The organism is Enterococcus sp. HMSC061C05 (genome assembly GCF_001814765.1).
Taxonomy (GTDB): Bacteria; Bacillota; Bacilli; order Lactobacillales; family Enterococcaceae; genus Enterococcus_B; species Enterococcus_B lactis.
Map to the genome: position 1 here is coordinate 1 of NZ_KV817720.1, position 11201 is coordinate 11201.

General features: G+C 36.9%; 9 protein-coding genes. 3 read left to right on the plus strand and 6 right to left on the minus strand.

The window, feature by feature from the left end; translation table 11 throughout:
• Positions 1 to 46 precede the first annotated feature (46 nt).
• On the minus strand, positions 47 to 1561 hold the full coding sequence (locus HMPREF2988_RS00810; protein WP_070703702.1) for a flavocytochrome c: 1515 nt from the start codon (positions 1559 to 1561) through the stop codon (positions 47 to 49).
• 138 nt (positions 1562 to 1699) lie between these two features.
• Between HMPREF2988_RS00810 and HMPREF2988_RS00815 the strand changes: the two genes are divergently transcribed.
• On the plus strand, positions 1700 to 2506 hold the full coding sequence (locus HMPREF2988_RS00815) for a DUF2238 domain-containing protein (protein ID WP_070769810.1): 807 nt from the start codon (positions 1700 to 1702) through the stop codon (positions 2504 to 2506).
• Between the two features lie 174 nt (positions 2507 to 2680).
• Here HMPREF2988_RS00815 and HMPREF2988_RS00820 read toward each other — a convergent pair whose 3' ends face one another.
• From HMPREF2988_RS00820 to HMPREF2988_RS00840, 5 genes are all read right to left on the minus strand, one after another.
• A complete protein-coding gene (locus tag HMPREF2988_RS00820; protein WP_070703706.1) occupies positions 2681 to 3250 on the minus strand; it encodes a GNAT family N-acetyltransferase in 570 nt (189 codons plus the stop codon).
• Between the two features lie 82 nt (positions 3251 to 3332).
• Positions 3333 to 5396, minus strand: a complete 2064-nt coding sequence (locus tag HMPREF2988_RS00825) for a bacterial Ig-like domain-containing protein (protein WP_070769811.1) — start codon at positions 5394 to 5396, stop codon at positions 3333 to 3335.
• A 265-nt stretch (positions 5397 to 5661) separates the two neighbouring features.
• Positions 5662 to 7140: a helix-turn-helix domain-containing protein gene (locus HMPREF2988_RS00830; RefSeq protein ID WP_070769812.1), complete on the minus strand. Its 1479-nt coding sequence runs from the start codon at positions 7138 to 7140 to the stop codon at positions 5662 to 5664.
• Between the two features lie 303 nt (positions 7141 to 7443).
• Positions 7444 to 8379: a UDP-N-acetylmuramate dehydrogenase gene (murB, locus tag HMPREF2988_RS00835; RefSeq protein ID WP_002375311.1), complete on the minus strand. Its 936-nt coding sequence runs from the start codon at positions 8377 to 8379 to the stop codon at positions 7444 to 7446.
• Between the two features lie 72 nt (positions 8380 to 8451).
• A complete protein-coding gene (locus HMPREF2988_RS00840) occupies positions 8452 to 9372 on the minus strand; it encodes a Gfo/Idh/MocA family protein (protein WP_070769813.1) in 921 nt (306 codons plus the stop codon).
• A 112-nt stretch (positions 9373 to 9484) separates the two neighbouring features.
• Between HMPREF2988_RS00840 and HMPREF2988_RS00845 the strand changes: the two genes are divergently transcribed.
• Positions 9485 to 10237 (plus strand): exodeoxyribonuclease III, encoded by a 753-nt coding sequence (locus tag HMPREF2988_RS00845; RefSeq protein WP_002308394.1) that lies wholly within the window; start codon positions 9485 to 9487, stop codon positions 10235 to 10237.
• A gap of 374 nt (positions 10238 to 10611) precedes the next feature.
• On the plus strand, positions 10612 to 11145 hold the full coding sequence (locus HMPREF2988_RS00850) for a 3'-5' exonuclease (RefSeq protein WP_002291442.1): 534 nt from the start codon (positions 10612 to 10614) through the stop codon (positions 11143 to 11145).
• Positions 11146 to 11201 lie beyond the last annotated feature (56 nt).

Genomic DNA, 11201 nt, shown 5'->3' on the forward strand with positions numbered 1-11201 from the left:
AGGTCAAAACGCTGATTTCACAACCTCTTTTTATTTACGTTCTATTTCATTCATTTTCAGAAGCAAACCGAGCTGCTTGTATGCCCGCTTGTCGCCCAAAAATAATGATTTCTGCAACTGAGTTTCCACCGATTCGATTGTCTCCATGTAAGCCACCTGTGACTTCTCCGGCAGCATACAACCCGCTGATTGGCTGATTTTCTTTATCCAATACTTCGGTATTCGTATTGATTTTCACACCACCCATCGTATAATGGATCCCTGGCGCGATTTTGATTGCATAATAATTTGGAGACGATAGATCATGTTCCATGGCTGTGGCACGATTGAATTGAGCATCTTTTTTCTCCGCAACATCCGCATTCCATCCATCAATTGTTTTTGCTAATGTTTCTTTTGGCAAATCAATTTTTTCTGCTAATTCTTCCATTGTTTTTCCAGTTGTGACATATCCTTTTTGGTCATAAAATTCAATAGCTGTGGCACGATCACGCACGCCTTGATCAAAAATCAAATACGCTGATTTTTCAGGCAACGCTGTGATGGCTGCAGATACTTTATCCCTTGTATCCATTTCATTCACAAATCTTTTGCCTTCTTGATTTACCAAGATTGCTCCTTCTCCGCGAACCACTTCACCGATCAAGATTCCCTCATCCTGTTGCACGGTTGGATGGATTTGTATTTTATCCATGTCAACGGTTTGTCCGCCTAACTTTTCGATCATGGTAATACCATCTCCAGTTGATCCTTCTTGATTTGTCGTAATATAATCAGCTAAATCGGGACGATATCTTTCAATAAATTCTTTGCTAGCACCAAAACCGCCTGTAGTGACGACGATTGCTTTACCGGTGATCTCTTTTGGTTCTTCTCCTTGGACATGTACAGTCACTTCATTGACTGTTTCGCCATTTTTCTTAATGTCTGTCACATCTGTGTTGACAAAAATCGGTATTTTTCGCTCATGGACGCTGTTCAATAATCCATCCACTAAATATCCACCGATAGCCGAGCCATCAGATGGACGATGCGTCCTCTTCTCACTCATCCCTCCAGTGATCGTTAAATTATCTAGTTTGATCCCATTTTGATCCAACCAATCGATTGCATCAGCAGAGTGATCGACAAAGTAACGAAGCATTTCTTTATCATTTGTTCCTCCGCCACCTTTTAGCGTTTCTTCATAGAATGCCTCATTTGAGTCTTCGATTCCCTCTTCTTTTTGGAATTTGGTTTCAGAAGCGTTCATTCCGCTTGATGATTTAGACGTATTTCCTCCGGCAACAGGCATCTTTTCGAAAATCACTGGGTTCAAGCCAGCATCTTTTGCTTCGATAGCGGCTGCCATCCCTGCACCGCCAGCTCCCACGATTACGATATCATAAGATTCTTTCATTTCTTTTGGATCAGTATATGCTTGTTCAGAAGCACCTGATGACACTTCGGCAGATTCCTTCGTACTAGAACTTGTCTGTGCTGTATTTTTCTGATCTGCGCCACATGCACTCATGGCAAGAAGCGAAACCGCCGTTAATAAACCAACAACTAATTTTTTCATATTTATCCCCCTTTTCTCCTTATGCTTATATTAAGTGATTTTTTTCACAATATCAACTCTGTTTTTCTTTAAGACATATAGTTTTGGTAATCGCACGCTTCTTAGTATAATTAAGGATATACATGAAGGAGTTATTTTATGAATCATTTGAAAACCTTTTTTACGAACAGTACAAAAACTGCTGGCAGAATCACAAATGGAATCTATATTTTATTACGTATCATCGTTGTTATTATGCTAGTGGATCAGATTTGGAACCAACATTGGGGAAATACGATGCTTTTATTATTGACACTGATTTTATTTGAAATTCCTTATTTCCTGGAAAAGATATTAAAGATACAGATTCCAAATATGTTAGAAATCATATTGTTATCTTTTATTTTCAGTTCAACGGTTTTAGGAGAATTAAGCGATTTTTATGGCTATTTTTCAATGTGGGATACTTTTCTACATGCATTCAGCGGATTTTTAGCTGGGGGTGTCGGTTTTTCACTTGTTTATTTGCTCAATAAAAATACAAAAACGATGAACTTGACTCCTTTGTTATTAGCAGTCGTTTCCTTTTGTTTTTCGATGACAGTCGGTGTTATGTGGGAGTTTGTTGAATTTTCAGCAGATAAATTGCTACAATTCGATATGCAAAAAGATACGATCGTCCAGCAAATCAATAGTGTGGAGTTAAGCAAAGACGGAAACACTGTCTATCATGTTCCTGATATCACTCGGACAATCATTGAAAGTCAGAATGCAGACGGTAAAACAGATAAAATAATCATCCAAAATGGTTATTTAGATGTGGGAATCATGGATACTATGAAGGATTTATTTGTTAATTTTATTGGAGCAGTCGTTTTCAGTATATTTGGTTACCTTTATAGTCGAAATGATTACCAAAAATTTACTTTCATCAAGAATTTTATTCCCAAGAAAATCAAACGATAAACATACTAAAGAAATAAGAGAAGAGGCAGTGACAAGACTTTTGTCACGACCTCTTCTTTTTCGAATAAATAGCGTATCATCAGCTAGCCAACAGGATGAATTCAAAAACAGTAAGATAGAAAGAACTACTTTTCCGTTTTTCTTCTAATATTGTGAGCTGATTTCACCATTTTTTTATTTATCTAATTTACTTAAAACCTGCATAACTTTTTCATAGTCTGGATTAGGTGTGCCATCTAGATTTTCAGCAATAAAAGAAAAACCCATTTTTTTATAAAGAGCAATCGCCTGATGGCTCCATGTCTGGGTGTGAAGATAGATTGGTCCATCCGTATGGAGAGTAGGAAATTCTTGTAAGACTTTAGCAGTCAATGCTTTTGCGAGCCCTTTTCCTTGGTAAACTGGTTTAACTGCCAACCAATGAAAAACCGGATACACTCGCTCTCTTGATTTCTTTCGCCAAGCGGTACAGGTTGCTACTTTTTCTCCATTTTTTGTCTCTACAAAAAACATCCTTCTTTCAAGTTCTTCAGGATAAGGAGCAAATTTTTTTTGAAAATACTCAAGTGCTTCATCTGTCGTTTGAAATTCCCCAACGGAAGTTTCAATCTCTGACCAAGCAGATTCGTCCCCTTTTTGATAGGTTCGAAATTCAAAACCTTCCGCTAAAGGTGTCATTGGCACAGGCAGTTGAAGTGGTCTTGTCATCCAGATTTCTGCGTAAGGCAACGTTTTATCTAACATTTTTCTATCCCTCCTCGTATCCATTATGCCAAATAACAGATAACTCAGCTACTTATTTGACTATAACAGATAGGGGAATGAATCAGAACCAGTCATCTGCGTCAAATTCATTTCGATTAGCGTATACCCATGTTCCTGCCATCCCCCGCATGACATCTCCTAAAGCGGAAGAAGAAGGGACACCTCCACCAGGTGCGGGTGTTCCCGGACTAGGAAGTGGTACTTGCGGCTGCAGATGCTCATCGGTGGAATCAATAGTTGACAAGCGTTTTTTCTTCGTTTCCTTGTGGTTCTCTGATTCATTTTGATCTTCCGGCTGTTTAGCAACAATTTCTTTTTCTAATTGTTGTTCTATGTTAGACTCTAACATTTCATTTTCCGATTCAGAAACTTGTGGGATCAAACGATCTTCTTGCCTTATCGTTTTGTTAGATTCTGAACTTTTTATAGATATTCTTGCTGGTTCTAGGCTTCTTGTTTGTTTTACTTCCCCTGTTGGAGAAACTGTAGGAGCCATTTGTTGTTTTTTTTCTGACAAGCTTTCTTCTTGTTTTTTTTGTTCTTTTTGGTTTATCTGTTTATTTAATGGTAAAACATGTAATAGCGACTGAGCGTGGAGTTCTTGGAGTGAATACGGATCATGATAACTATACATAATCGTAAAATCTCCTGTTTGTTTGGTCAAATAACCATCCTCCAATGGTTCTCCGTTGATTATAACCGCTACATCTTTTAACGGTACGGGTTTACCTAAGGAGTTTGTTGCGGATTGGATCAACTCTTCTTTACTTATTTTTTCATTTGGCTGAGCAATAACAACGTGACCTTCTAATGAACTATTATCCGGTACATAAACATAAGTGAAGGTAATTTCCTCCCCTGATTGCTTCCTATTATTCATCAGTTTTGAGTGAAGGGCTTCAAGGATCACCGACCAGTTACTATTTCTGTCTAAACCGTTTGCTTGCATCCAGTCAGAAATAGAAGTGACTTTTCCGTCTTGTTCATAAGTCGACAAATCTACATTTGGTACTCGATCAGAAAATTCAGCAGGGAGTTGTAAATCTGGAATAGGTTCTACACTACTTATGCGTGTTTCTGCTTGCAGTTCTTTATTCGTTTGATGATCAATAAAATGAGTGATGACAGTCGATGAAGCAGCAGGTGCTTCTACATAAACGACAGCTGTTATTTCCACCGCTTTTGATGTAAGAGGGTCTACATAAGTTAATACGACGGGATATTCTCCCGGTGTGGCAGGATCTACTGTCCCGCTCATTTTGATTTCTTCTTTATTCCCTGAAGTTCCATCGCTTTTTGTTACATATTCGATAAGAGCTTTAGGGTCGTAATTCTCTCCTGTTATTAGATGAAGATCTTTTCCTTTGACAGCTGTTTGATCAGCATGAACATGAATCACAGCAGATGCAGTCATTGTTTTTAAAGCAATTGGATCAAAATAAGACAAGTCAATAGTAGATACTCCTGTATTTGTCGTGTCTATGATATTCCCATTGTTTGAAATTACTTTGGACATATCTCCTTGTGTTCCATCTGCATTCCTCAAGCTTTCTACCAGATCTGATATCGAAATTTTTGTCCCTGCCAGAACGTCGATTTCCTTCCCTTCGAACTGTGAATAATCTTTTCCATATACATAAGAGACTTGTGCACTTCCACCGTCCTTCACACCTGTCAAAGCATGATTTAAACTATCAATGATCTGTTTTAGCTGATCCCCTTTTGTTGGATCAGTCATACCGGAAAAGACAGAAAGCGGCACGCTGCTTCCAGTTTCTGATGTCCATAATGTTTTGTTAGGAATTAACCAATAGTGGTTTATCGTTGGAGGATAACTGACTTTATTATAGGAATTCAAAGAAGGAAGTAGCTGTGTTCCACTTACATCAGTGAAAGTATGGGTAATAGTAATAGGGGAATCAGTCGTCTCAGAGACAGATGTACGTACGATCTTGATGGTTTGTGCCGTTGCCTGAATGGGTACATTCATATAGACACCTACAGATAAGCTGATCAGCATCGTACGCATCACAAATTTGACGTAGCGGTTTTCAGAACACGATCGTTCTTTGTCTAAACGGCAAGCGTGTTTATTTAGTTTTTTAGGTTGTCTTTTTGAACACATTTATTCTTAGTCCTCCCTACTCTTGCCTCGGCATGAAGTAGTAATTTTCATAAGATGATTTTATTATATAGATAAAATCAAAAAAAGATGGTCAATTGAGACAGTATTTTTCTTGATTTTTTATTGTTTCAAGAAAATCGGAATAATAACTTATGTACTTTTTAATTTTGTCAAGCCATATCACTTGATATCTAGTCATCTTTTCTTTGAAAAAACACATAAATCAGCTAATAAATAGGTGAGACAAAGTTGTCATCCATAAATATTAGCTGATTTTTTCAGTTAAATGTCTATTTTTTTCTCTGATAATGATATTCCCAAAATATTCCCAGTCATCTGGAGTCGGCGGATTTTTCCATATTATCTGCTCTTTGTTGAATTTTTCAAGCAAACAATCAGATAAATAAATATCCGTACGGGAAGTGATTCGATTTTCAATCACAATATTGTAATTTTTAAATCCCTTCACTTGAGAAATAATATAATCGGTATAGGCAGATCCTTGAGAAAAATCAATACAGACATAGATTGGTGATTCAAAATAAGAGACTGGACAAATACCGACCAATAAAAAAAGATAATCATAAAATAAGCGAATCATGAAACGTTCATCTTTTTCCAAGAAATAGCGTTTATTATCTTGTATGACATTTTGGATCGCTGTACTGAATATTGGATACGTTTCGAAGAAAAACTGCAACTGCTTTTTAGACGTAAAACTAGTCATCTCAAAGTCGAATATCCAATTTTTCCGATTGACATGCATCATCCCCATACGAAGTTCTTTTCGTATATGGAGTCTTTCTTCTTCAGAAACTTCAGTTGAAAATGGTAATTGATCAATCAATTCCACTGACATTTTTTGACTAATCATATGGATATCATGGAAATGAGCTTCCGCAAGTCCAAACGCACCATCTAATTCAAATTCTTCTTCCGTAATCAAAAATAACATGATATAAGAAATCTCATCAATGATCTGCTCTTTAGGGATATGTAGAAAAGAAATATGCGATAAATCCTTAATAATCTTCATTCCTTCTGAGCTCTTAAAGTATTCATCTGAAAAGAAACGTTTTCCTATTGGTTGATTTCCATAAATCCTCAACAAACTAACAGTAGTTAGCAAATTGAATTTGATTCGCTTTGTGGCAGACAACTTTAAATTGAACAGATATTCAAAATATTGCACGATACTTTTTGCTTCATTCATGACGCTTTCTCTAAATGGCATAGAAAAACCATTAAAGACCCCAAAATATACCCCAAATAATACGTTCCGTATGTTTATTTCTTCCCCAACTAATATGTTTTTCTTTAACTTTATTTGATGCTGTTCAAGAAAAGAGACTAATTCTCTTCTTTTTACATAAGCTCTTGATATGCTTAAAAAATGGTTCTCTGCAAATTTTTCAATTGTTACTTTTGAATCTACGATCTCCGTTAACAGTCGAGCAATTTTTGATCGTTGAAAGTAGATTCTTCTTAAATTTTTAATATCCGTCAAATTTAGCCGTTCAACATGAATCTCTCCTTCTTCTGAGATTTGGATCGCTGGCTTTGATTTGAATTCAGAAAATTCTTTATTTAATTCTATGATATAATTTCTTGTTTTAAATTTAGATAAACCTAATGTTTCATATAACTTAGACAACACGACGTAATTCTTTTTCTCAAATTCTAAATATCTGGCTAACAGCAGTTTTTCTCTATCTTCCTCTTCGATAAGGTAATCCAACTTCATATCCTACACCTCAAAAAAATGCCTCATACCAATCACTTGATATGCAGATGAAAGTTCATCTTTTCACCTATACTGATTTTATGATGGATTACACCTGTTTTTTCATCAGTTATTCTCATTTTTTATCTTTTTTTTGAGAATATTGCAAAAAATGGAAAAATTTACGGGAAAATATTCTATATTTTTTGTTTTATTGTGTTAAAATGTACAAGATTTGCACCATTTGCGTAAACAACCACAAAAAAGAGCAGGGCGTCCACCGTCCTGCTCTTTTACTTATTTTAAGTGCAATTCAATTACTTATTAATTCGCTAAACTTCTGCTTGTTTCTGATAGTGCTTGTTTCTCTCCAATGATCCGCACTTCTGTTTCTAAAGACACATCAAATTTTTCTTTGATTACTTCTTGGATGTGCGCAATCAATTCAATGTAATCTGTCGCTGTCGCATGATCGATATTGACGATGAATCCAGCATGTTTTTCAGAGATTTGTGCACCGCCCCATTTCAGACCTTGCAATCCTGCTTGCTGGATCAGCTGACCCGTATAATGTCCTACTGGGCGCTTAAAGACACTGCCGCATGAAGGATATTCTAATGGCTGTTTTGATTGACGCAATTCTGTCAACTCATCCATTCTTGCTTTGATTGCTTCATAATCCCCTGTTTGCAAACTGAATCGAGCTTCCAATACGATAGCACGTAGTTCTTGGACTTTACTGTGACGATAAGAAAATACCATTTCTTCTTTTGTCAAAGTTTTCAATGTTCCATCTTCAAGCAAAAGATCCACTTCAGCAAAAACATCTTTGATCTCTCCGCCATACGCACCTGCATTCATATAAACCGCTCCACCGACACTTCCCGGGATGCCGCAAGCAAATTCAAATCCAGTCAATGATTCGGCCAAAGCTGCATAAGTCGTATCAATCAGTGAGGCACCTGCTTCCGCAATGACCATCGTTCCTTTGACATGAATCTGTTTCATTTCAGTCAGCATGATGACTACACCGCGGATTCCGCCATCTTGAACGATCAGATTGCTTGCGTTTCCTAGTACCATCCAAGGTATATCATGGATTCGGCAATAATCGATGATTTGCTTTACTTCTTCTTGCTTTTTCGGGAATGCAAGGACATCAGCTGGTCCGCCTGTTTTCGTAAACGTATAGTTCATCAATGGTTCATCAAACAATAAAGTGATCGTGGCTAAGCTTTCAACTATTTCTTCTTTATTCACTGAGGATTTTCCTTTCTTTTCTCAAACGTCCCCATTATTCTATCACGCTTAATACAATCTTGCCAGTCTTGTTCAAAGTTGATGACGGTAGTGCTCTTTAAGCACTTCCTCGCATAATTCATGACTTCTTACAACTTCTTGCTGTTTAAGCAGTTCTGCTTCCCGTTTACCTGAACGAAACTGAGATAAGAAGGCCTCTACCATTGGCTCAAACCCGCGTTTGACTAGCGTGTTCGTCCAGTCGCCAAATTCTTTCACCTTTTTTCCATCAGCATCTTGAATGACAAGCTGGGTCAGGTCGCTTACTTCATAAGTACCGTTCTTACTTGTTACTTGATATTTTTCTGTATTAGCACCGCTTGCCAAATCCATCGTTAATATAGCCGTTTGATTTTGTGTTTCTAATTGTAAAATGGCATATTCCAAATATTCCTTTGTTTCTCTTATCTGATATTTTGTTCTCAAAATGGGTTCATCCAATAAATACACCGCTGTATCAATGAGATGTAAAAATAAATCATAAAGGACGAATTCTGTCGTCTCTTTTGCCGCTATTCGATTTTTTTGCAGTTGGATCAGCCGCTTCTCTGGGATACGTTTCAATTCTTCTACCATAGGAGCAAAGCGTCGGTTAAAACCGACCATCAAGATCACTTGGTTCTTATCAGCCAATTCTTGCAATTCACGCACTTCGTTTAGATGGACACTCAACGGTTTGTCAATATAAACATGGATACCATTTTCCAGACATCTTTTTGCTAGCTCATAATGTACTTTTGTTGCTGCGTGGATCATGCATGCTTCGATTTTTTCTTCTAAGAGCTCATCGATCGTTTCATATAGATGTTGGAACCCATATTCTTTTTGGATTCTTTCTTTTGTTTCTTTATTTCGTGTTGCAAAATAAAAATCAACTGTTCCTTGTTTTTTCGCATAAGTTGGTAAATATGCTTTTTCTGCAATATTCCCTACACCGATTACACCAATCTTCATCGACTTTCCTCCTGGATCATTTAGTTACTTTCATCTTACACCATTTTTTACTAAAATGAGGTACAATAGTATCGCAAAGGTAAGGAATTTAATTCGAAGGAGTGTGCTTTTATTGAAATTTATCTCTTGGAACGTGAACGGGCTTCGTGCCATCGTAAATAAAAATTTTTTAGAAGTTTTTCATGAGTTAGACGCCGATTTTTTCTGTTTGCAGGAAACAAAGCTCCAAGCAGGACAGATCGATTTAGATCTTCCTGGTTATTATCAATATTGGAATTATGCAGAACGAAAAGGCTATTCTGGTACAGCCATTTTTGCTAAAGAACCTGCATTGAATGCCACTTACGGAATGGGTATCGATATCCACGACACAGAAGGCCGTCTGATCACTTTGGAATATTCCGATTTCTTTCTTGTAACTTGTTATACGCCAAATTCTCAAAGTGAATTGAAACGTTTAGATTACCGATTAGAATGGGAAGAAGCCTTTTATAATTATTTGGAAAATCTAAAGAAACAAAAACCAGTCATCGTTTGCGGGGATCTAAACGTCGCGCATCAAACGATCGATTTGAAAAACTGGAAAACGAATCAAAAAAATGCTGGATTCACTCCAGAAGAAAGAGCGGCTCTTTCTCGACTGTTGGATAACGGGTTTATCGATACATTTCGTTATTTTTATCCAACTCAAGAAGGTGTTTACTCTTGGTGGAATTACCGATTCAATTCAAGAAAAAACAATGCTGGTTGGCGGATCGATTACTTTTTGACGAGCAAAGATTTAGCGCCAAGACTGGCTGATGCAAAGATCCATACGGACATTATGGGCAGTGACCATTGTCCAGTAGAATTAGATTTGAAATAAAGAGGTTGTGAAAAAGCTGTTTAGTTTCGAGTATGAAGAAAAATTTTGTGAAAATGGCTTTCCACATTTTTGCATAAATTTGGCTTAATACCGAGAAACTGGCTTTTGAACACCGTTTATCAAGAGGTTGTGAAATCAATGTCCTGACCTGAGTATTAGAGAAAGAAAACGGCAAAATAGTTCCTCATATTTGCCGTTTTCTGGCTGATACCGAGAAGTCATGATCCTCTCGTCTAACTCCGAGTCGCAAGGAATGAGTTCAAAAAATAGCTTTTCTCTACAAAAACTACATAAAAAATCCTATGTTTTTTGTTAAAACTATTTGTTTTTTTCAAAAGTATGTTACAGTAATTTCCCAAGGAGGTTTTACAGAAATGAATTTTGTTGCCATGGATTTTGAAACTGCCAATCATCAGCCTTATAGCGCTTGTTCTCTTGCGTTAGTCATGGTAAAAAACAGCCAAATCGTCGATGAATTCTATACATTGATACAGCCTGAAACTCCTTTTTTCTGGCGAAACGTCCAAATTCACGGAATCCATCAAGAAGACGTACGCAATGCGCCGAAATTTCCAGAAGTCTGGCAAACTATCCAGCCATATTTTCAAAAAAATCGTTTAGTCGTTGCACATAATGCTGCTTTTGATACAAAGGTCTTAGCAGGTTGTTTAGATTATTACCACCTCGAACAGCCTAATTATCTTTCTTTATGTACAGTGAAAAGCAGTCGTCGCTTGTTTCCTGAATTTCCAAATCATCGATTGAACACTGTGTGCGAAAATTTGAACATCCAATTAGATCATCATCATGATGCATTGGAAGATAGTCGTGCGTGTGCGGAAATCCTGCTTTATCAAGAAAAAAAATTCGGGACAGATCCATTGAAAAAACTCGTGACTATAAAGTAAAATAATCATTTACTTATGAAACGCACAAAGAGGTTGTGAAATCAGCGTTTTGACCT

Coding starts and splice junctions, on each gene's coding strand:
- HMPREF2988_RS00810 (WP_070703702.1), bottom strand. CDS start 1,561: ATGAAAAAATTAGTTGTTGGTTTATTAACGGCGGTTTCGCTTCTTGCC.
- HMPREF2988_RS00815 (WP_070769810.1), top strand. CDS start 1,700: ATGAATCATTTGAAAACCTTTTTTACGAACAGTACAAAAACTGCTGGC.
- HMPREF2988_RS00820 (WP_070703706.1), bottom strand. CDS start 3,250: ATGTTAGATAAAACGTTGCCTTACGCAGAAATCTGGATGACAAGACCA.
- HMPREF2988_RS00825 (WP_070769811.1), bottom strand. CDS start 5,396: ATGTGTTCAAAAAGACAACCTAAAAAACTAAATAAACACGCTTGCCGT.
- HMPREF2988_RS00830 (WP_070769812.1), bottom strand. CDS start 7,140: ATGAAGTTGGATTACCTTATCGAAGAGGAAGATAGAGAAAAACTGCTG.
- HMPREF2988_RS00840 (WP_070769813.1), bottom strand. CDS start 9,372: ATGAAGATTGGTGTAATCGGTGTAGGGAATATTGCAGAAAAAGCATAT.
- HMPREF2988_RS00850 (WP_002291442.1), top strand. CDS start 10,612: ATGAATTTTGTTGCCATGGATTTTGAAACTGCCAATCATCAGCCTTAT.